Below are 20,328 nucleotides of genomic sequence, written 5' to 3'. Positions count from 1 at the left end.
CCGTCTCAGGCGTCGGCGATCAGCAGGGTGCCCATGGTGATCATCGTCGCGGCGACCACACCGTCCAGGACCCGCCACGACGACGGCCGGGAGAGGAAGCGGCCGAGCAGCCGGGCGCCGAAGCCCAGCGCGGCGAACCAGCACAGGCTGGCCAGTGCGGCCCCGAGTCCGAAGGTCCAGCGCAGCGGGCCGCGGTCGGCCGCGAGGGAGCCGAGCAGGAACACGGTGTCGAGATAGACGTGCGGGTTGAGCCAGGTCATCGCCAGACAGGCGAGGACGATCTGCCGCCGGGAGCCCGCCGTGCCGGCCGCCGCCTCCAGCGCCGAGGGCCGCAGCACCCGCCGCGCGGCCAGGATTCCGTAGCAGAGGAGGAATCCGCCGCCGATCAGTCCGACCGCCGTGAGCGCCTCGGGCCGGGCCACCACCACCGCGCCGACCCCGCCGACCCCCAGCGCGATGAGCAGCGCGTCGGACACCGCGCAGATGCCCACCACCGCCAGGACCGCTTCGCGGCGGATCCCCTGGCGCAGGACGAAGGCGTTCTGGGCGCCGATGGCGACGATGAGGGTGAGGCCGGTGCCGAACCCGGCGGCCGCGGCGGTCAGTGCGTTGTTCATGTCGGAGACGCTAGGAACACGGCCGTCAAGAGTACAGCTAAAGATTCTTACGTATCATTAGCGGCCGTGATGACGGATCTCCCCCTCGACCAGGTGCGCACCTTGCTCGCGGTGGTCGACGAGGGCACCTTCGACGCGGCGGCCGCCGCCCTGCATGTGACGCCCTCGGCGGTCAGCCAGCGTGTCAAGGCACTCGAACAGCGCACCGGCCGGGTCCTGCTGATGCGGACGAAGCCGGTGCGTGCGACCGAGTCCGGCGAGGTCGTCGTGCGGTTCGCGCGCCGGCTGGCCCGGCTGGAGCGCGACGCCCGTACCGAGCTCGGCATGAGCGAGGCCGGAGAGCCGACGCGGCTGTCGATCGCGGTGAACGCCGACTCGCTGGCGACCTGGTTCCTGCCCGCGCTCACCCGCGTACCGGGCGAGCCGCGGCTCTGTTTCGAACTGCGCCGTGAGGACGAGGACCACACGGCCGCCCTGCTGCGCGAGGGGGTGGTGATGGCGGCGGTGACCTCGTGGCCTGACCCGGTGGCGGGCTGTTCCGTGCGCGCCCTGGGCCGCATGCGGTACCAGGCGGTGGCCGGCCCGGACTTCGCCGGGCGGTGGCTCGGCACGGGGACGGGCACGGGGACGGGTGCGGGGCTGGGCGAGCTGATCGCCGACGCTCCGGTGGTGGCCTTCGACCGGAACGACGATCTCCAGGACGAGTTCGTCCGGGGCCTGCGGGGCGGTCCCGGCGCGAGCGCGCTGCGGCATTTCATGCCCACCTCGGAGGGGTTCGTGGACGCCGTCGTCGCCGGACTGGGCTGGGGCTTGGTACCCGAGGTGCAGGCCGAGCCGCTGCTGCGGGCCGGGCGGCTGGTCCGCCTCGCGCCGGACCGGATCGTCGACGTACCGCTGTTCTGGCAGCAGTGGAAACTCGACTTCCCGGCCCTCGCGGCAGTCGCCGAGGCCGTGGCGGCCGTCGCCGCGGAGACGCTGAGGCCCTGAGACGCTGAGACGCTGAGCACCAAAATCGGGAGGCCTCGGAGGCGCCGAGACCCCGTGGCGCCGTGGAGAAACAGCTGCGCGGGGCTCCTGGACGGCGCGCGGGCGCGGTATCTTCGCGCTGGGCGAAGCTGAGTACGGCCGCACACGGCCGGATGCGGCCGAGTGCACGTCCAAGCGACCATCACGGCTGAGGCGTCAAGGTGCGGGTGGGTACCCGCCGGGCGCATTCTTGCTGTGGAATCCCCCTGACGGCGGGCGGACGAGGGCAGACCGATGACTGGGAGCGCCGAGCGTGAGGACCAGGCGCTGAATAGCCTGGCCGCCCTGCTCAGCGGGGCCGTGGCGGACGCGATCCGGGCGGCCCGCGGCTTCGCGGGGGGCGTGTACCTGCGCTCCAGCACCCCCGAACTGCTGCGGCTTGCCGTGCTGGCCGGGTTGCCAGGGCAGTTGTTCCGTCCCTGGTGGCGCATGCCCCTGGACCGGCCGTTCCCGGCCGCCGACTCCCATCGGACGGGCACGGAGGTGCTGCTCGCCGACGCCACGGAGACGATGCGCCGCTATCCGCAGCTCGCGGCGGGGCTGCCGTTCCAGTTCGGTTCGCTGTACGTCCCCGTCGTGAGCGCTTCCTCGTCCTTCGGGGTCCTGACGGTGCTGCGTCCCGCGGCCTCGGACGCCACCGACGTACTGCCGGACCGTGACCGGATGACGGCGGTGGCGGAGAACCTGGGGACGGCTCTGTCGATCCTGGAGAAGGACGGCGGCGAGGTCGTCTGGGACGGGGAGCCGATGTGCGTACGGCCGCCCGCCGAGCGTCTGCCGCCTCGCTATGTCGGGCGGTTCACCTGGGCCCCGGCCACGGGCGAGGTCACCGGGGACGACGCGCTGTGGGCCCTGCTCGGCACCGACGCCAAAGCCTTTCCCGGGACGCCGCAGGCGCTCACCCACACGCTGGCCCTCGACGATCCGCATGTGCTGCTGGCCGCGCTGCACGAGACCGCGGCGGGGCGCCCCCCGGCCCACCCGCTGCCCGTACACACGGTGAACGGCGGGCTGCGGCTACTGGAGTTGTGGACCTCGGGCAACGCGCTCGTGCCCCCGTACGCGGTCAGCGGCGCGGTGGTCGATCCGGGCCCGGGCCCGGCGGCGGACGGCGCCGCGGACCTGCTCCCCGAGGGCGTGTTCGCACTGGACCGGCTCGGGCTGATCACCTACGTCAATCCGCGCGCCGCCGAGCTCCTCGGCCGGCCGCGGCCGGAACTGCTGGGGCGACCGCTGTGGCAGGCCGTGCCCTGGCTGGACCAGCCGTCCTACGCGGATCATCTGCGCGGCGCGCTGCTGTCACCGGAGCCGGTGCACTTCCAGGTCGCCCGCCCGAGCGGGGGCCGCCGGACACCCGCGGCGGCCCCCGACGACACCTGGCTGACGATGTCCGTGTATCCCGGCCCCGGCAGTCTGACCTGCAAGCTGATCCCGATGGGGCGGGTCGCGGACACCACGGAGGCCCCCGAGGCCGCACCGCTCCACGGCCCGCCCGCGGCGAACGGGTCCGACATCGCCGAGCCGACGGCCGGCATCGCCACGACGGCGCTGTACCAGCCCATCGTCCTGGCCATGGCCCTGACCGAGGCCGTGACGGCCCGGCAGGTGTCCGAGACCGTGATGCGGGAACTGCTGCCCGCGTTCGGCGGACGGCGCCTCGCCATCTACCTGTTGCAGGACCGGCGCCTGTACCTGGCCTGGGAGACCGGCTTCCCGCAGGGGTTCCTCGCGCCCTTCGACGGGGTGGGTCTTGACGCCAAGCTCCCCGGGGTGGAGACGCTCACCAGCGGCCGCCCGCTGTTCTTCGAGTCGATGCCCCAGCTGGCCGCCGCCTACCCCGGCATCCCGCTGGACGCCAAGGTGGGTGCCCGGGCCTTCCTGCCGCTGATCGCCTCGGGACGGCCGGTCGGTTCCTGCATCCTCGGCTTCGACCGTCCGCGCGGCTTCAGCACGGAGGAACGTTCCGTGCTGACGGCGCTCACCGGACTCATCGCGCAGGCCCTGGAGAGGGCGCGGCGCTACGACTCCGAGGCCGCCCTCGCCCGTGGCCTCCAGGAGGCACTGCTCCCGCACCGGCTGTCGGCGCACCCGCAGGTGGAGACGGCCGGGCGCTATCTGTCCGGCACCAAGGGGATGGACGTGGGCGGCGACTGGTACGACGTCGTGGAGGCCGGTGACGGGCTGGCCCTGGTCATCGGCGACGTCCAGGGCCACGGCGTCCAGGCGGCGGCCACCATGGGCCAACTAAGAAGCGCGGTACGGGCGTTCGCGCTCAGCGACCACCCTCCGGACGAGGTGATGAGCCATACCAACCGGCTGCTCATCGACCTCGACCCGGGCCAGTTCGCCAGTTGCTGCTATGTCAGGCTGGACCCGGTGACCGGAGTCGCCCGGGCCGCCCGCGCAGGTCACCCGCAGCCCCTGCTGCGCCACCCCGACGGCCGCACCGAGCTCCTCGACCTGCCGGGTGGCGTGGTGCTCGGCGTGGCCCCGCGGGCCCGCTACCCGGTGACGGACCTGCTGCTGGAACCCGACGCCGTGCTGGCCCTCTACACGGACGGTCTGGTCGAGCGCCCCGGGGCCGACATCGACGACGGGATCGAGAAGATCCGCGCGACGCTGTCCCGCACGGGCACCCCGCACGCCCGGCCCGGCGCCTCCTCCCTGTCCCGCGCCGCGGACCTGCTGACCGAAGAGGCCCGGCAGGCCACCGAGCGCCCCGACGACATCGCGCTGCTGCTCACCACCCGCCGCTCCACACGGGACGACCGCCGCTGACGCGACGGCCCTCGCCCGCGAACCCGAGCGTGTCGGGTACGCCGGAAGGAGTACTTCTCCTCCGCCACCGGGCCCGAAGAGGAGTCCGGAACTTGAAGAGCACTTCACCGCAGGGCCTTGAACGGTCCTTCCAGAGCCGCCCACTGCAACAGCATGATCGTCTTGGCGTCGGCGATCTCCCCGGAGCGGATCATGGTCAGTGCGGTGCGGAAGGGCAGTTCGACGATCTCGATGTCCTCGCCCTCCTCGTCGAGGCCGCCGCCTTCGTGGGTGCGGGTGGACCGGCCGTAGGCGGCGGCGTAGAAGCTGACCCGCTCGGTGACCGAGCCCGGGCTCATGTAGACGTCGAAGACGTGCTGCACCTCGCCGACGGTGTGCCCGGTCTCCTCGATGACCTCGCGCCGTACGGCGACCTCGGGATGCTCGTCGTCCTCGTCGAGCAGGCCGCCCGGGGTCTCGACCAGCATGCCGTCGGGATGGCCGTTGGTGTACACGGGGTAGCGGAACTGCCTGGTCAGCAGCACGGTTTCGCGCTCGGCGTCGTACAGCAGGAGGGTGGCTCCGTTGCCGCGGTCGTGCGTCTCGCGTTCCTGGGTGCTCCAGGTGCCGTCGGCGTGCTGGAAGTCGAAGGTGGTGGTGCGCTCCACGTACCAGTGGCTGGACAGCAGGGTCACTTCACGGACCTTGACCCGTGGGTTGCCGGTCAGATCGCGGCCGACGCGGTCGAGTCCGGTACGGCCCCGGCGGTCCGGGGCGTCGATGCCTGCGGTCATCGGGTGCGGGCCGGGCAGCGGCGGGAGAAGTGGTTCATGACCACTGTCTACCATCCCGGCCCGAACATCGAGGCCACAGCGGGGCCTCGCCCGTCTAGGCTCACGGCATGGAACAGACGGAGATCATCCTGCGCGCCATCGGCGTGCTCACCGAGACCAACGCGATGGTGCGCAGGATCGCCCAGGACGAGAACGCCGAGGCCGAGTCGACCGAGACCCAACTGGGCGCGCTCGTCACGGAGGTGTTCCCCAGGGTGGAGGTGCCTGGGGACGCCGGTCCCGCGGAGGCCGGGCAGGCCGTCGCGGACGCCTACCTCCCCGCCACCATCTCTCTCGTGGGCGCCTTCGCGTTCCTCTTCTCCGAACTCGCCGACCTCCACGACTCCGGACGCACCGACGTCAAGACGGCGGACCTCCTCCAGGACCTCGCCCTGCGCATGTCGAGGGCCGACAACACCTAGAAGGACGCCGTCAGGGCTGTCCCGGTCCCGGGAGAGGCCGGCGCGGGGACTTCCGGGCCCAGGCGTTCCTCGGTGCGGAACGCCTGGGCGCCGGTCAACTCTTCTGCTCCACGCGCACCCAGTCGACCTCGGCCCGCACTCCCCCGGCCGCGACCTGATCGACACTGGACTGCGGCAGCCCCCAGTACGGAGTGGTGACCTTGTTCCATCCCGCGGGGTAGGCGCCGCCCAGGGCGAGGTTGAGGATGACGTACTGGTTGTGGTCGAAGACCCATGCGCCGCGGGTCGATTCCAGCTTGTTGCGCGTCGTCTCCTGGACCAGGGCGTCGTCGACGTAGAAGCGCATGGCCGTCGGTGTCCACTCCACGGCGTACGTGTGCCACTGGTCGGCGCGGCCCCCCGCGGGGTAGGTCTGGCGGGCACCGATGTTGCCGTCGGCCGAGTAGCCGGGGCCGTGCAGGGCCGTGCTGGTCCAGTCCCCGTAGCCGATGTTCTCCATGATGTCCGTCTCACCGGACGCCGGCCACGAGACGGACGGGTCGTCGACGTTGCTGCCCAGCAGCCAGAAGGCGGGCCAGAAGCCGTCCCCGACCGGCAGTCTCATCCGCGCGCTGACCCGGCCGTAGGTGAAGTCGAACTTGGTGTTGGTGTCGATCCGCCCGGAGGTGAAGTCGTAGGTCCCGCCGCCCGCCTGGGTGCAGCCCTTGCAGTACTTGGCCTTCAGGAGAAGGCTCCCGTTCTGGGTGCTGATGTTGTCGGTGGAGTCGACGTACGCCTGCGACTCCCCGTTGACCGGTCCCATCTCCTGGCCCGTTCTGACGACGCGCCACTTGGAGCGGTCGAGACTCGCGCCCGTGAAGTCGTCGAAGAACGTCGTCCGGTACGTGCCCGACTGTTCCCCGGGCAGTGCGGGGTACGCGGCGGCGGCACTGCCTCCCGTGCCCCAGACCTGGAACTCGTAGAGGGAGTAGCCGAACTGGGCCGTCGCGGGCGCGGGGTTGTAGAAGGACCGGCGTTCCTTGCCGAGCATCCGCACATAGCGGCCGGTCGCGGGCTGCGGGAGGGTGACGGAGTCGTGGCGGCCCACCGCGTCCGCGGGGGACTTCACGTCGGCGCGGCGGGCGGCGACCTCGGCGGCCGACGGCTGGTACACGGTGCGCCAGGTTCTGTTGTCGTCGGAGACCTGGAGTTGGTAGTCGACCGCGTAGGCCGCCTCCCAGTACAGGTCGACGGTGTTGATGGTCGAGGTAGCGCCCAGGTCGACGGAGATCCACCGGTCGGCGTTCCAGTCACTGGACCAGCGGGTCGAGTCGGCCTTGAGGTCGGCCGGCCAGCCTCCGTCGGTCACGAAGGCGGGTGAATTGCCCGCGTGCTGGTAGAGGTTGGAGTAGGCCGGGTGGTTCAGCGCCAGGTTGGTACGGGTGGTCGAGGCCGGGGCCGGTTCGCCGCCGTAGACCTTGAAGGCGTACAACGAGTAGCCGTACGCGGTGCCCCGCTCGACGCCGCGCAGCCGTACGTAACGGCCGGTGACCTCCTGCGGGTAGGTGTGGGTGGTGACCGAGCCTCCGGAGCCGCTGGTCTCGGTGAAGAACGGCGTCCAGTCGGTGCCGTTCCTGGACGCCTCGAGGACGTACCGCTTGCCGTAGGCGGCCTCCCAGTCCAGGACCACCCGGTCGATGCGCAGGGTGGCGCCCAGGTCGATACGGATCCAGGCGTCGTCCGCGAACTGGCTCGACCAGCGGGTCGAGGCGTCGCCGTCGAAGGCGAGACCCGGTGTGGTGCCGGAGTTCTCGCTGCCCGAGGCGGTCACGGCGCCGGGGTTCGCGGTGTAGGCGGCCGCGGCCCGGTCGGTGTCCCAGGTGGCGGCGGCGGCCGCGGCGACGCGCTCGGGCGCCGGGACGGCGAAGGCCGGTGCCGGCGAGAGCAGTGACAGGGTGGCGAGGGCGATCATCAGCGTGCGGTGGGTGCGGGATGGCATGCGGCTCTCCTGAGGGAGGTTGGGGGTGCCGGTTCCGTGCTGATGTGCGGGTTGGTCACGAGGTGACGTCGAGGTGCTCCGGCGCCGATCGAGCGCCGTTTCCTGAAGCGAACTGATCCCGAGGGCAGGGCCTAGAGCGCCGGCGTCGACCGGCGCGCGATCACGTGCGTGGGCAGGACGACGGGGGTGGTCGGCGGCTCCTGGCCCGCGAGGCGGGCCAGGAGCAGGCGGGCGGCCGTCTCCCCCATCTCCCGCATGGGCTGGCGGACGGTACTCAGTGAGGGCTCGGTGTGGCGGGCCACCGGGATGTCGTCGAAGCCGATCACCGCGATCTCCTCGGGCACCCGGATCCCGGCGTCCCGCAGGCCGCCCAGAACGCCCACCGCGGCGAGGTCGTTGTGCGCGAAGACCGCGTTGAACTCCCGCCCCTCGGCGAGCAGTCGACGCACGGTCGCACGCCCGTCGGCCTCGGTGAAGTCGCCCTCGACGACGAGTTCGAGCCGCACGCCGTACTCGGCGCAGGCGGCTCGGAACCCTGCGAGCCGGTCGCGTACACAGCCGAACCGCGAGGGCCCGGTGAGAACCAGCGGCCTGCGCCGGCCCCCTGCCAGCAGGTGACGGGCAGCCGCCGCTCCGCCCTCGGTGTTGGTGGCCGTGACGGACGGGAACTCCGGGTGGTGTCCCCGGTCGTCGACGAGGACGACGGGCAGGCCGTCGCGGTGCAGCGCCGTCAACATCTCGAGGGTGTTCTCCGGCTCCACCACGAGCAGCCCGTCGAACGCGCGCGCCGACACCTGACTGGTGAAGCGGGCGACGGACTCGGCGCCCCGGTTGCAGGTGAACAGCAGCAAGCCGAAGTCGGCGGCCTCCACCGTGTCGACGACGCCCTGGAGCACCTCGCCCATCCACGGCCATGTCAGTGAGGGCACCAGCATGCCCACCGTCCGGCTGCTGCCGCGGGCCAGCCCGACAGCACCCGAACTGGGCACATAGCCCATGCGGTCGATGACCCCGCGGACGCGGGCGGCAGTCGACGCGTCGACCTCGCCACGGGTGTTCAGCACCCGCGACACGGTCGTCTTGCTCACGCCGGCCGCCTGAGCCACATCGGCGATGGTCACGGCCACAACTGCCTCCCGGCACACGGGGATCGCGGCTTCACGCGCCGTCGGCGGAACCAGTACCGGAAGCGGTACCGGAACCGGTTCCGGCGCTGGGCGGGGAGTCAACCGGACTGTCATGGTGTCGTCAATACTTCACGTCGAGATTGCCCGGGTCGAACCCCGACCCCGGCGTTGCCTTCGGGACTTGAACACGCCCGAAGGCTCCGCCCGTGCGGGTGCGGGGTCAGCCCGTACCCCCGCCTCAGGAGTGTGGAACCACCGCCACCGGGCAGGACGCGTGGTGCATCACCGCGTGGGCCACCGAACCGATCCGCGCCCCCACCGCCGAGTGGTGTGCGCGGCGACCGACGACCATCAGCTGGGCCCGGCCGGCCAGCGACAGCAGTACCTGCCCGGCGCTGCCCATCTCGACGTGCTGTGTGACGGGCACGCCGGGAAACCGCTCCCGCCACGGCTGGAGCGCCTCGGTGAGCGCCTTCTTCTCGTACGGCTCCAGGCCCCCGGCCTCGTCCAGCAGCTTCAGCGAGCCGGGACTGTAGGCGAACACCGGCGGCAGGCTCCATGCCCGTACGGCGCGCACCCCGGCACCGCGCGCCGCCGCGGTCTCGAACGCGAACCGAAGGGCGGCCGCGCTGTCGTCCGGACCGCCCTGCTGGCCCACGACGATCTCCCGGCCGCCCACTTCGGACGCGGCGCGGTCACCGGCCCGCACCAGGACGACCGGGCACGGGGCCTCGGCGATCACCTGCTGGCCGACGGAACCGAGCAGGAAGCCGACGATCGTGCCGTGTCCGCGGGATCCGAGGACCAGCGTCCCGGCCGCCGCGGCCTCGGCCAGCAGCGAGTCGACGGCGCCGCCGTCCAGGACCTCGGTCGTCACCGGCAGGTCCGTGTGCCGGTCGGTGACGTCGCGGGCCTCGTCCTCGACCATGTCCCGTGCCCAGCGCGCCTGCTCGTCCCGGTCCTGGCCGCCGAGCAGTTCGTGGTGGGACCACTGCCAGGCGTACACCACGCGCAGGGGCATCCCGCGGCGGACGGCTTCCCTGCCCGCCCAGGCCAGCGCGGCCCGGCTCTCGGGGGATCCGTCCACGCCCACGGTGATCCTGTCGGTCATGCGCCTGCCTCTCCGTCGCCGGCTCGCCCGCGCTGCCGGTCCCACGATCCTGCTGACCGGTCCAGTGTCGGTCACCGCCACCGCCGAGTCGCGCAGGGTCCGGGGCGCCGCCTACGCCGACTCGCACACCACGAGTGCCGGATCGAAGATCACCGAGGTGGGCTCGGTGCGCGTGCCCCGGAGGTGCTCGTCGAGGAGTCGGGCCATCACCGAGGCCATCTCCTCGACGGACTGCCGCACGGTGGTCGGCGGCGGACGGCGGGCCGTTCGCCACGCCGGAGTCGTCGAAGCCGATGACGGCGACGTCGTCCGGCACCCGTCCGCCCCGCTCCCGCAGCACCTGGCACACCCCCTGGGTCATCAGGTCGTCGGCCGCGAACACCCCGTCCACGTCGAGGTGTTCGGCCAACGGTCCGGACATCGCGGCCATGCCGCGGTCGAGCGTGAAACCTCCCTCGGCTACGGGAACGTACGGATGCTCCCTGCGCGCCATCAGGTCGCGGAACCCGGCGAGCCGGTCCTGGCCGGGGCAGACACCCAGCGGCCCCGTGACGGTGACGACCCGCCGGCAGCCCGCGCTGCCCTGCCGCAGATCGTTCAACGCCTGCTGTCGCGCCCGCGCGGAGTCGGCGCAGATCAGGAGCGGATGCATCGACCGGGGACGCAGGTAGTCCTCCACGCCGGTGACGACCCGGCCGAAGAACGGGTCCGCCAACGCCCGTGCCGTGAAGGCGTTCCGCTCCCCCCGGACACGTCCCCCGCGCCGGAGACGACGAGTGGCCACGTCGGAGCCCAGCACTCCGCTCCCCGGGTCCGTCGGGGAACGGAACCAGGGACGCGCCCGCCTTCGTAAGCGCATCTCTTGAACACAATCGCCCGCCACCCGGCGGCCTCAGCGTCGCCCATACATCACCGAACTAGCGCAAAATATCCACCTGTTGACGCCTTCTCGGGCAACAATCCACGGCACTCGTGTGACAACTCTTGACGCTGTGTTCACGCGGATGAAGCATGCATCGGCAAGAGAGCGCTCCCAGCACCTCCCACCGTTCATTTTCTGAACCAGGAGAGTCGCCCCCATGCCTCACCTCCCCATGGATTCCCCGGACCCCGTCCGGTCCCTTCCCGCCAGACGGTCCGTCCTCGGAGCGATGGCCGCCACCGCGGCCGCGCCCGCGCTGCTCGGTCTGTCCTCACCGGCGTCCGCCGCGCCCGCCGCGCCCGCCACACAGCCACGAGCCCTGCCCGGCGGCGGCGATCTCGGCCCGAACGTCATCGTGTTCGACCCCTCGACCTCCGGCATCCAGGCCAAACTGGACCAGGTGTTCCGACAGCAGGAGTCGGCCCAGTTCGGCACGGGCCGCTACGCGCTGCTGTTCAAGCCGGGCACCTACAACGGGCTCAACGCCCAACTCGGCTTCTACACCTCGATCGCGGGCCTCGGCCTGTCCCCCGACGACACGGCGATCAACGGCGATGTGACCGTCGACGCGGGCTGGTTCAACGGCAACGCCACCCAGAACTTCTGGCGTTCGGCGGAGAATCTCGCCCTCACCCCGGTCAGCGGCACCAACAGGTGGGCGGTCGCCCAGGCCGCCCCCTTCCGGCGGATGCACGTCAAGGGCGGTCTCAACCTCGCCCCGACCGGCTACGGCTGGGCCAGCGGCGGCTACATCGCCGACAGCCGCATCGACGGCTCGGTCGGACCGTATTCGCAGCAGCAGTGGTACACCCGGGACAGTTCGGTGGGCGGCTGGGCCAACGCCGTCTGGAACATGGTCTTCTCCGGTGTCCAGGGCGCACCCGCGCAGTCCTTCCCGAACCCGCCCTACACCACCCTCGACACCACACCGGTGTCCCGCGAGAAGCCGTTCCTGTACCTCAACGGCAGCGAGTACCGCGTCTTCCTGCCGGAACGGCGCACCAACGCCCGCGGCACCACCTGGGGCAGCGGCACCCCGCGCGGCACGTCGGTGCCGCTCACCCAGTTCTACGTGGCCAAGCCCGGTGTCACCGCCGCCACCCTGAACGCCGCGCTCACACAGGGCCTCCACCTGCTGCTGACGCCGGGGATCTACCACCTCGACCAGCCGATCCAGGTCAACCGCGCGGGCACCGTGGTGCTCGGACTCGGTTACGCCACCCTGATCCCGGACAACGGCGTCACCGCGCTCAGGACGGCCGACGTCGACGGGGTGCGGCTCGCGGGATTCCTCATCGACGCCGGTCCCGTGAACTCGTCGACGCTGCTCGAGGTGGGCCCCACGGGGGCTTCGGCGAGCCACTCCGCCAACCCGACCACCGTCCAGGACGTCTTCATCCGGATCGGCGGCGCGGGCGCCGGCAAAGCCACCACCAGCATGGTGATCAACAGTCGCGACACGATCATCGACCACACCTGGGTCTGGCGCGCCGACCACGGCACCGGAGTCGGCTGGGAGACCAACCGGGCCGACTACGGCATCCGCGTCAACGGCGACGACGTCCTGGCCACCGGTCTGTTCGTCGAGCACTTCAACAAGTACGACGTCCAGTGGTACGGCCAGCGCGGGCGCACCATCTTCTTCCAGAACGAGAAGGCGTACGACGCGCCGAACCAGGCCGCCATCCAGAACGGCGGCGTCAAGGGGTACGCGGCCTACAAGGTCGCCGACTCCGTGACCACGCACGAGGGATGGGGCCTGGGCAGCTACTGCTACTACAACGTCGACCCGACGATCGTCCAGCACAACGGCTTCGCCGCGCCGAACACACCGGGCGTGAAGTTCCACGACCTGCTGGTCGTCTCGCTGGGCGGCCAGGGTCAGTACGAGCACGTCGTCAACGAGACCGGCGCACCCACGTCGGGCACCTCGACGGTGCCGTCCACCGTGGTCTCGTACCCCTGACCGCCCCGCGCGTCGCCCGGGATCAGCAGGACGTGAGTCTCCCGAGGTCCACCGCGTCGGCCATCGCCTGCATCCCCTTGTCGTTGGGGTGCAGGTGATCGCCGCCGTCGAAGAACGGCAGGATCAGCTGCGGGTCGTACGGATTGCGCGTGATCCTGTCGAAATCCGTCACGGCGTCGAGCGCGCCGCTGTTCCTGATCCAGTCGTTGACGCCCTGGCGCACGGCCTCGGAGGCGGCGTCGTACTCGGACCAGCCCTTGAACGGCATGACGGTCGCGCCGACGACACATTTGCCCGCCGCGTGGGCCCGGTCGATGATCTGCCGGTAGCCGGCGATCATGTCGTCCACCGTGACGCCGGAATGGGCCTTGATGTCGTTGATGCCTTCGAAGAGGAAGACCGTGCGGACCCCGGGCTGGGAAAGGACGTCACGCTGGAGTCTGTTCAGGGCGGCCTGCCCGGCGCCGTCCGCGAGCACCTTGTTCCCCGAGATCCCCTCGTTCGCCACTCCCTTCACGGTGAGCCCGGACGCGGCCTGGAGCCGCCGGGACAGATAGTCGGGCCAGCGGCGGTTCTCGTCCGTGGTCGACGCCCATCCGTCGGTGATGGAGTCGCCGAGGGTCACCACCGAGCCGACCGCGGTGGACGTCTCCACGTCGACCGCGTCCAGCCAGTACCAGGAGCCCATCGGATCGGTCCAGTTGGCCGCGCCCTCTTCGGCCGCGTGGTCGCCCGCGGTCGCGTAGTTGGTCTGCATGGCCATGCCGTGGCCGGTCGTCGGTCCCTGGGCACCGGTCACGTACAGGCTGACGACCAGGTCGCTCTGGGCGGCCAGCTTTCCGGGCAGCGGATCGCTGAGCACGGTCTCGCCGGCCGCGACGGTGACGGACGCGGCCCCGCCGAACGACAGCCGCCGGTTGGAGCCGTGGACCAGTTCCGCACCCTGCTTGCGCAGTCCGGCGTACGCGCTCGCGAAGGTCACCGGGTGCTCGCCGAAGGCGTTGGACAGCCGGATCCGCATGTTCGTACCGCCGACGCTGGTGCGCACGATCAGTCGGTAGCTGCGGTCGGCGGGTCCCGCGCCCTGCCGGTCGGCACTGGCACCCCAGGTGACCACGGAGTGCTTCGCCCGCGACGCGTCGGCGGCCGTCACCGGCGTGCCCGACGAGGCCCCCGGCTGCGCCGCCGCCGAGGCGGTCAGGGGTCCGCAGACCGCGAGGAGCAGCCCCGATACGACACCCACGGCGCGGCGGCGGAACCGGGCGCCGCTCATCCGAGGCCCCTCAGGGTGACGGACTCACCGGGCTTCAGGCTGACCTTGCGCGAGGCGCCACCCGCGACGACGGTCGTCGCGCGGCCGCCGACGCTCTTCAGCGTGGCCCGGGTCACCTTGCCGTTCTTCCAGCTGAGGTCGGCGACGAAGCCGCCGCGGACGCCCACGCCGGCCACCGAGCCGGATGCCGCCCAGGCGGCGGGCAGGGCGGGCAGCAGCTCGATGTGTCCGGGCCGCGAGTACACCAGCATCTCGACGATCGCCGCGGGGGTGCCGAAGTTCGCCTCGATCTGGAAGATGCCGCGGCCCGTCTCCACCTCGTAGATGTCGAAGAGGTTCATCGCGGTGCCGTTGCTGCCGTTGACCGACGGCTTCAGGTTGTTGACGACCAGCTGGTAGGCCTTCTCCGCGTTCTTCAGCCGCGCCCAGCACAGGCTGCGCCAGGCGTTGGCCCAGCCGAAGCTGTTCATCCCGCGCGCGGTGAGCAGGGCGGTCGCGCCGTCGAGGATGTCCTTCGGCGTGGAGTCGTCGGGACGGATCCGGTCTCCGGGGAAGAGGCCGATGAGCGGGGAGAGGTGCCGGTGGGTGGTCTCGCCGAGGTTGTCGGGCGACATCCACTCCTCGAGCCAGCCGGTCTTGGGGCTGACCACGGGCAGGTACAGGCGCTCCCGCAGACCGTCGATGGTCTTGCGGTAGGCGGCGTCCCTGGCGAGCACCTCGGTCGCGGTGCGGTAGTTGCCGAAGAGGTTCCACACCAGTTCCTGGGCGTATGTGATGCCCTTGGCGTCGAGCGGGCCCTGCTCGGGCGACCAGTCGCTGTCGGCGATCAGGACCTCGCGCTCGGTCCCGGACGCGTCGGTGACGGTCGTGGTGATGAGGCGGGCCTCCCAGAACTGCACGGCGCCCTTGAGGAGGGGGTAGATCTTCTTGAGGTAGGCGCGGTCCTGCGTGTACTCGTAGTGCTCGAACAGGCTCTGGCAGATCCAGGCGTTGCCGGCCGGGTGCCACCACCAGCCGCCCCCGCCATAGGGGTTGGTGGAGATCGCCACGGTCCAGCCGGCGATCTTTCCGGTGGAGTTGCGGTAGCGGTTGGTGGAGTCGTTGAACAGCCGCTGGGTGACCTCCGTCCAGTCGGGCAGCTGCACGAGGCAGTAGTCGGTGAAGGCGTCGAAGCAGTCGGACAGGCCCGCCCGGTCGGCCATCCAGTAGTTCATCTGGAGGTTGATGTCGGTGTGGTAGTCGGCCATCCAGTCCGGGTCGTTGCCGTCCAGCCAGGGGCCCTGGAGGCCCATCGGCAGGCTGCCCCGGGATCCGGAGATCATGAGGTAGCGGCCGAACTGCAGGTAGGCGGCCTCGAGTTCCGGGTCGGGGATGTCGTCCCGGTGGCGCGCCCGCAGCCGCTCCAGGGTGTCCAGTTCGCGCTGCGCGGCGGAGGACGTGCCGAGGTTGATGTCCAGTTGTCCGAACACGGCCCGGAAGTCGGCGACATGCGTGTGCAGCAGGGTGCTCGCCGAGTGCCCGGCCGCGTTCAGGACCTTGGTCCTGGCGAGGCGGTCCGGGGCCAGGGACGGGTCGCGGTACTTCGTCGCCGCGTCGGGCACGTAGTTGGTACCACCGCTGACGACGACGGTGAGATCCTTGCAGCCGCTGAACGCGATCGACGTACCGTCGACGCGGACCCTGCCCGTGCCGCTGTACGCGGTGACGGCGGCGCCGTACTTCAGGCCGTTGGCCAAGGAGGCGCCGAACGACGCGTAACGGCCGGCCCGGTCGGCGGTGGTGGACTCGCCATGGGTGCCCGCGAGGGAGACGGTACCGGTGTAGGAGCCGCCGCCCTGCTGGGAGAAGTACAGGACGATGGCGTCGTCGGGGCGGCTGGCGAAGATCTGCCGCCGGTAGGTGACACCGGAGATGTCGTACGAGGTGCTGATCAGACCCTGGGCCAGGTCGAGGGAGCGACGGTAGTTGTTGACGTTGCCCAGGTCGTGGTCGGGGAGGGCGACGGTGAGTTCGGCCAGCATCGTCAGGGAGCCGAAGTCGTCGCGGCCGTACGGGAACTGACCGTCACTCTGCAGCTTGTCGTTGAGACCTCCGGTCCACAGGGTGGCGTCGGTGATCATCAGGAGTTCGGCGGCGGGGTCGTTGCTCGCGAGCGCGCCGAGGCGCCCGTTCCCGACCGGCAGCCCCTGCTCGATCATCGACTTGGCGGAGCCGGGGGCCTGCCACCACAGCTGGTTCTTCGCGGCGTCGGCCGCGGACAGCATGGGCGATGCGGTGGGGCGCAGGGGGGCCGCCGAGGCGGTGAAGGCGGGCAGACCGCCCAGTGCGGTGGCCGCGCCGGCTGCGGCGGCGAGGGCGAGGAAGCCTCTGCGGCTGGGGGTGTTGTCGCGTGCTGCGGTGTGCTGAACGTCCACGGTTGTGCACTCCATATCCGGGAGCTGCTCATGCGGGAACGACGGCTGCGGACCGTCGGCGTGGTGCAGGTTCCCGCGGGGCCCGGGTGATGTCACCGGGCCCCGCGGGAAGCGCGTCGGGCGGACTGCTGAACTGAGGCCGCCTGTGGAACTCAGACCGACTGCGGAACGACGATCTTGTCGATGTCGGGGGCGTATCCGCTGCCGCTGTCGAAGGTGATCGTGTTCGAGCCCGCCTTCAGCGCCAGCTGGACGCTGACCGTCTCGGCCGTGCTCCAGTCGCCCGTGGAGGGGAACTTCTCGCTGGTGCCGTTGCCGCTGTTGGACAGCACGGTCACCGAGCGGGCGTCGCCGCTGACGTAGGCGACCTGGACGGTGTAGATGCCGTCCTTCTTCACCGTGACGTCGTTGAACCGCAGCTTGCCGCCGGTGTAGAGGTTGCCGACCTTCTTGCCGCCGGAGCAGGCGTCGCAGCCGGCGACCGAGGCGTTGCCCGACAGGGTGTTGGCGGCGGACTCGGCCTCGTAGCTCGTGGCGGTCAGCGTGCCGCCGCCGGGCTTGACGGTGAACAGCCGCGAGCCGTGGGCGGGCAGCGCCTCGGTGATCTTGTTCTTGTAGGTCCCGAGGTTCGCCTTGTTCCACAGATCGCGCACGGAGGCGTTGCCGGTGAATCCGAGGGAGGCCCACTGGGCGGTGACGGAAGCCGGCGAGTCGGCGAGGTTGAACAGGGCGACGGTGTAGCTGCCGTCGGCGTTCTTGGTGCCCCAGACCTGCTGGTCGCCGACGGTGGTGACCGGACGCGCCACGGGCGAGTCGTTCTGGTCGACGGCGATGACTTCCTTGTTGGTCAGCAGGGAGACCCCGTAGCTGTCCAGCTTGGTGAGGTCGTCACCGGTGAACAGCGGCGACTTGTTGATGGCCCACAGGGTCATGTAGCTCTGCCGCTCGGCCTTGGTGAGGCCGTCCATCTCTCCGTTGCCGACGTCGATGCCGTCCAGGTCGTTCCAGCCGCCCGGGCCCGCCTTGCGGCTCCACGCGGGGGCGTCGTCCCACCGGTCGTTGACCGAGTTCTCCCACGTGACGAGGGTGTTGCAGTAGCACTCGACGTCGGTGTCGATGCGCCAGCCGTTGGAGTACTTCTTCCAGTCGGCGGCGTGGCCGATGTCGAGCGACCAGGAGAGTTCGAGGTGGATCGGGCGCCCGGTGGCGGAGATGGCCTTCTGCCAGGCGGCGACGTCGGGGACGTTGTTGTAGTTGTCACCGGACTTGAAGGAGCCCGGCCCCACGCCGTCCAGCTTGAGGAAGTCGTAGCCCCAGTCGGCGAACTGCTGCGCCTGCGAGTCGATGTACTTCTGCGCGCAGGGGTTGTCGAAGTTCAGCTTGTAGGCGTTGTCCCAGCCGTTGGTGGTGCGCAGGTCCGAGTAGACGACGTCGGCGGTGGTGCAGCCGGGGGCGTTCCAGATCGGCGTCTTGCCGTCGCCGTAAGCCCCCTTCTCCAGGCCGACGGGCAGGTAGATGCCGGCCTTGAGGCCCTTGGAGTGGATGTGGTCGGCGACCGACTTCATGCCGTGGGGGAAACGGACCGGGTCGGGCGTCTGGCGACCGTACTGGTCGAAGCCCGTCTTCCAGGTCTTGTCCATCCACCAGCCGGCGTCGATGTTGACATGGTCGTAGCCGTAGTTCTTCAGCTTGGCGGCGAGGGCGTCCGTCTGCTTCAGGACGTTCGCCTCGGTGAGGTAGCTGTAGTCGCCGTCCGGGTTGAGACCCGGGTACTTCGACGACTGCATGCTCCAACTCGACCAGCCCATGTACGGCTTGGCGGCGACGGGAGTGGTGGCGGGGGTCTCGCGCGGCACCGGGGTCTTGGCCTGTGCCGCCGGGACGCTCGCCGCGAGGCCTGCCGTGAGGGCGAACACCACCACGGCTCTCAGGGTGCGTGCGGGCAGGACGGAATACGAGGATGACCGCATGGGTCGTGCCTCCTGTGGGTTCAGGGTTGGGGCGGCTCAGCCCTTGCCCGAGCCGATGGTGAGTCCGCTGATGAACTGGCGCTGGAGCGCGAAGTACACCAGGAGAGTGGGGATCGCGGTCATCAGCGCACCGGCCGCGATGAGGTTGGGATTGGTGAAGTACGCACCCTGGAGGTTGGCCAGGGCGGAGGTGACCGGACGCTTGTCGCCGCTCTCGATCAGGGCGAGCGGCCAGAAGAAGTCGTTGTAGATCCAGATCGATTCGAGGGTCGCGAGGGCCGCGAACGCGGGGCGGCACAGCGGCAGGATGATCTGGAAGAACTGGCGCCAGACGGGGGCCCCGTCCACGAGCGCCGCCTCGGAGATCTCCTTCGGGATCGTCTTCATGTAGTTGCTGAGGACGAAGGTGCAGAACCCGGACTGGTAGGCGATGTGGATCGCGATGATGCCCCAGGCCGAGTTGTAGAGGAGGAGCGAGTCGCTCATCCACTGCGGCAGCGGGATGAGGAGGTAGAGGCGGTACAGGGGGGTGATGAGGACCTGTGCCGGGAGCAGGTTGCCCGCGGTGAACAGCATCAGCAGGACGATGTTCCAGCGGAAGTCGAAGCGGGAGACGAAGAAGGCGACCGCGGCCGAGAACAGCAGGGTGCACAGGACGGACGGCACCGTGATGAGGACGGAGTTCCAGAAGAAGTGCGGCATCCCGGACTGGCTCCAGGCGTCGCTGAAGTTGCCGAGGCCGAGGCTGTGGGGCCAGGACAGATAGCCGTGCTTCGCGGTGTCCGAGTAGGGCCGCAGTGAGGTGTACATGGCCCACAGCAGCGGGACGAGCCACAGCAGGGCGATGCCGCCCAGCATCAGATGACGGCCGGTCTGGCGCCGCGGCCCGGAAGGGGTCTTCGACGTCTGCTGCGCGCGCCGGGTCCGCGTTCGGGAGGCCGGGCGCGGCACGGTCGTGGTCACTGGTCCTCCTTGCGGAAGTTCTGGACGAGGAAGGTCCCGATGGCGGCAAGGGAGACCACGAGCAGGACGACCGCGAGGGCGGACCCGTAACCGATGTGACTGGACTCGCCGATGATGTTGTCGGTGATGAGGAGGGACAGGAGTTCCATGCCCGGCTTGCTGCCGACGCCGCCGCCGAGGACGTAGACGACGTCGAAGGACCGAAGTGACTCCATGACCGTGATGACCAGGATGATGACGTTGACCGGTTTCAGGGCCGGGAAGACCACCCGAAGGAAGGTCTGACGTCCGTTGGCGCCGTCGAGCGCGGCGGCCTCCTTGAGCGCCGGGTCGAAGCCCTTCAGGCCGGCCAGGTAGAGGATCATGATGTACCCGGTGTGCCGCCAGCTGGAGGCGACCAGGACGGCCCACAGGTTGAGGTCGGGGTTGCCCAGCCAGTCGATGTGGTGGCTGGATCCGGCGGCGCCCAGGATGCCGTTGAGTAGCCCGGTGTCGGGGTTGTAGATGATCTCCCAGATGAAGCCGACGACCGCCAGGGAGAGCACCATCGGCAGGAAGATGGCGGTCTGGTAGATCCTCGTGAAGCGGATCTTCCGGTCGAGCTGGTAGGCGAGGAAGATGCCGAACGGGGTCGGCAGCAGGGCCGTGAACAGCAGCCAGATCACGTTGTGCCGCACCGCGGGCCAGAACGGCGGGTAGTTGCTGAAGATCTCCTTGTAGTTGTCCAGGCCGATCCAGTGGATGTCGGCCAGGTCGATGCCGTCCCAGGTGGTGAAGGACAGCCCCAGGGAGGCCAGTGCGGGCAGCCAGACGAAGAAGAGCAGGGCCGCCAGCGGGATGCCGATGATGACGGTGAGGAAGATCCGGTCGCCGGTGCCGAGCCGGCGCGGGCGGGCGCGTCGCGGGGCGGGGGGCGTGGTGGGCGCGGAGGACACGGTGCGTGAGACCT

14 protein-coding genes and 1 pseudogene are annotated in these 20,328 nt (G+C 70.5%); 4 read left to right on the top strand and 11 right to left on the bottom strand.

The genetic code is table 11. The features are described from left to right. Positions 1-5 precede the first annotated feature (5 nt). Entirely contained in the window at positions 6-617 is a 612-nt protein-coding gene (locus ACIQTP_RS32270) for a LysE/ArgO family amino acid transporter (RefSeq protein WP_403406578.1), read from the bottom strand. Positions 618-686: 69 nt separating this feature from the next. Here ACIQTP_RS32270 and ACIQTP_RS32265 point away from each other — a divergent pair, with 69 nt between their 5' ends. Both ACIQTP_RS32265 and ACIQTP_RS32260 read left to right on the top strand, forming a co-directional pair. Continuing rightward, positions 687-1,604, top strand: coding sequence for a LysR family transcriptional regulator ArgP (locus ACIQTP_RS32265; RefSeq protein ID WP_403406617.1), 918 nt, complete (start codon positions 687-689; stop codon positions 1,602-1,604). Between the two features lie 273 nt (positions 1,605-1,877). Continuing rightward, positions 1,878-4,421, top strand: coding sequence for a SpoIIE family protein phosphatase (locus tag ACIQTP_RS32260; RefSeq protein ID WP_403406575.1), 2,544 nt, complete (start codon positions 1,878-1,880; stop codon positions 4,419-4,421). Positions 4,422-4,525: 104 nt separating this feature from the next. On the opposite strand, the gene ACIQTP_RS32255 is transcribed toward ACIQTP_RS32260, so the two are convergent. Then, on the bottom strand, positions 4,526-5,194 hold the full coding sequence (locus tag ACIQTP_RS32255) for an NUDIX domain-containing protein (protein ID WP_403406572.1): 669 nt from the start codon (positions 5,192-5,194) through the stop codon (positions 4,526-4,528). 107 nt (positions 5,195-5,301) lie between these two features. Here ACIQTP_RS32255 and ACIQTP_RS32250 point away from each other — a divergent pair, with 107 nt between their 5' ends. Further along, the gene (locus tag ACIQTP_RS32250; RefSeq protein WP_402040569.1) at positions 5,302-5,655 is read left to right on the top strand and encodes a hypothetical protein; all 354 of its coding nucleotides are present in this window, start codon (positions 5,302-5,304) and stop codon (positions 5,653-5,655) included. Positions 5,656-5,749: 94 nt separating this feature from the next. On the opposite strand, the gene ACIQTP_RS32245 is transcribed toward ACIQTP_RS32250, so the two are convergent. From ACIQTP_RS32245 to ACIQTP_RS32230, 4 genes and pseudogenes are all read right to left on the bottom strand, one after another. After that, positions 5,750-7,633, bottom strand: a complete 1,884-nt coding sequence (locus ACIQTP_RS32245; protein WP_403406569.1) for a discoidin domain-containing protein — start codon at positions 7,631-7,633, stop codon at positions 5,750-5,752. A 131-nt stretch (positions 7,634-7,764) separates the two neighbouring features. Beyond that, complete coding sequence (locus ACIQTP_RS32240) at positions 7,765-8,760, bottom strand: LacI family DNA-binding transcriptional regulator (protein WP_403406566.1); 996 nt, start codon at positions 8,758-8,760, stop codon at positions 7,765-7,767. A gap of 238 nt (positions 8,761-8,998) precedes the next feature. Beyond that, complete coding sequence (locus ACIQTP_RS32235) at positions 8,999-9,871, bottom strand: universal stress protein (protein ID WP_403406563.1); 873 nt, start codon at positions 9,869-9,871, stop codon at positions 8,999-9,001. Positions 9,872-9,982: 111 nt separating this feature from the next. Then, positions 9,983-10,663 (bottom strand): annotated as a pseudogene (locus ACIQTP_RS32230) (LacI family DNA-binding transcriptional regulator); the annotation flags it as partial. A 287-nt stretch (positions 10,664-10,950) separates the two neighbouring features. Between ACIQTP_RS32230 and ACIQTP_RS32225 the strand changes: the two are divergent. After that, complete coding sequence (locus tag ACIQTP_RS32225) at positions 10,951-12,759, top strand: coagulation factor 5/8 type domain-containing protein (RefSeq protein WP_403406561.1); 1,809 nt, start codon at positions 10,951-10,953, stop codon at positions 12,757-12,759. 22 nt (positions 12,760-12,781) lie between these two features. On the opposite strand, the gene ACIQTP_RS32220 is transcribed toward ACIQTP_RS32225, so the two are convergent. From ACIQTP_RS32220 to ACIQTP_RS32200, 5 genes are all read right to left on the bottom strand, one after another. Continuing rightward, a complete protein-coding gene (locus ACIQTP_RS32220; RefSeq protein WP_403406558.1) occupies positions 12,782-14,032 on the bottom strand; it encodes an SGNH/GDSL hydrolase family protein in 1,251 nt (416 codons plus the stop codon). Continuing rightward, entirely contained in the window at positions 14,029-16,461 is a 2,433-nt protein-coding gene (locus ACIQTP_RS32215; RefSeq protein WP_403406555.1) for a glycosyl hydrolase family 95 catalytic domain-containing protein, read from the bottom strand. The genes ACIQTP_RS32220 and ACIQTP_RS32215 overlap by 4 nt, the downstream gene beginning before the upstream one ends. 137 nt (positions 16,462-16,598) lie before the next feature. Continuing rightward, positions 16,599-18,416 (bottom strand): alpha-galactosidase D, encoded by a 1,818-nt coding sequence (locus ACIQTP_RS32210; protein ID WP_403406553.1) that lies wholly within the window; start codon positions 18,414-18,416, stop codon positions 16,599-16,601. A gap of 36 nt (positions 18,417-18,452) precedes the next feature. Further along, complete coding sequence (locus tag ACIQTP_RS32205; protein ID WP_403406550.1) at positions 18,453-19,379, bottom strand: carbohydrate ABC transporter permease; 927 nt, start codon at positions 19,377-19,379, stop codon at positions 18,453-18,455. Beyond that, complete coding sequence (locus tag ACIQTP_RS32200) at positions 19,376-20,314, bottom strand: carbohydrate ABC transporter permease (RefSeq protein WP_403406547.1); 939 nt, start codon at positions 20,312-20,314, stop codon at positions 19,376-19,378. The genes ACIQTP_RS32205 and ACIQTP_RS32200 overlap by 4 nt, the downstream gene beginning before the upstream one ends. Between the last annotated feature and the right edge of the window lie 14 nt (positions 20,315-20,328).

The organism is Streptomyces sp. NPDC090798 (assembly GCF_044768965.1).
Classification (GTDB): domain Bacteria; phylum Actinomycetota; class Actinomycetes; order Streptomycetales; family Streptomycetaceae; genus Streptomyces.
Note: the sequence above shows the minus strand (reverse complement) of the source record. Positions and strands in the feature narration are given on the sequence as shown.

Excerpts from the sequence above, each read along its gene's own strand:
- ACIQTP_RS32265 (WP_403406617.1), top strand. The coding sequence starts at position 687 with ATGACGGATCTCCCCCTCGACCAGGTGCGCACCTTGCTCGCGGTGGTC.
- ACIQTP_RS32215 (WP_403406555.1), bottom strand. The coding sequence starts at position 16,461 with ATGGAGTGCACAACCGTGGACGTTCAGCACACCGCAGCACGCGACAAC.
- ACIQTP_RS32255 (WP_403406572.1), bottom strand. The coding sequence starts at position 5,194 with ATGACCGCAGGCATCGACGCCCCGGACCGCCGGGGCCGTACCGGACTC.
- ACIQTP_RS32210 (WP_403406553.1), bottom strand. The coding sequence starts at position 18,416 with ATGCGGTCATCCTCGTATTCCGTCCTGCCCGCACGCACCCTGAGAGCC.
- ACIQTP_RS32250 (WP_402040569.1), top strand. The coding sequence starts at position 5,302 with ATGGAACAGACGGAGATCATCCTGCGCGCCATCGGCGTGCTCACCGAG.
- ACIQTP_RS32260 (WP_403406575.1), top strand. The coding sequence starts at position 1,878 with ATGACTGGGAGCGCCGAGCGTGAGGACCAGGCGCTGAATAGCCTGGCC.
- ACIQTP_RS32270 (WP_403406578.1), bottom strand. The coding sequence starts at position 617 with ATGAACAACGCACTGACCGCCGCGGCCGCCGGGTTCGGCACCGGCCTC.
- ACIQTP_RS32225 (WP_403406561.1), top strand. The coding sequence starts at position 10,951 with ATGCCTCACCTCCCCATGGATTCCCCGGACCCCGTCCGGTCCCTTCCC.
- ACIQTP_RS32220 (WP_403406558.1), bottom strand. The coding sequence starts at position 14,032 with ATGAGCGGCGCCCGGTTCCGCCGCCGCGCCGTGGGTGTCGTATCGGGG.
- ACIQTP_RS32245 (WP_403406569.1), bottom strand. The coding sequence starts at position 7,633 with ATGCCATCCCGCACCCACCGCACGCTGATGATCGCCCTCGCCACCCTG.
- ACIQTP_RS32235 (WP_403406563.1), bottom strand. The coding sequence starts at position 9,871 with ATGACCGACAGGATCACCGTGGGCGTGGACGGATCCCCCGAGAGCCGG.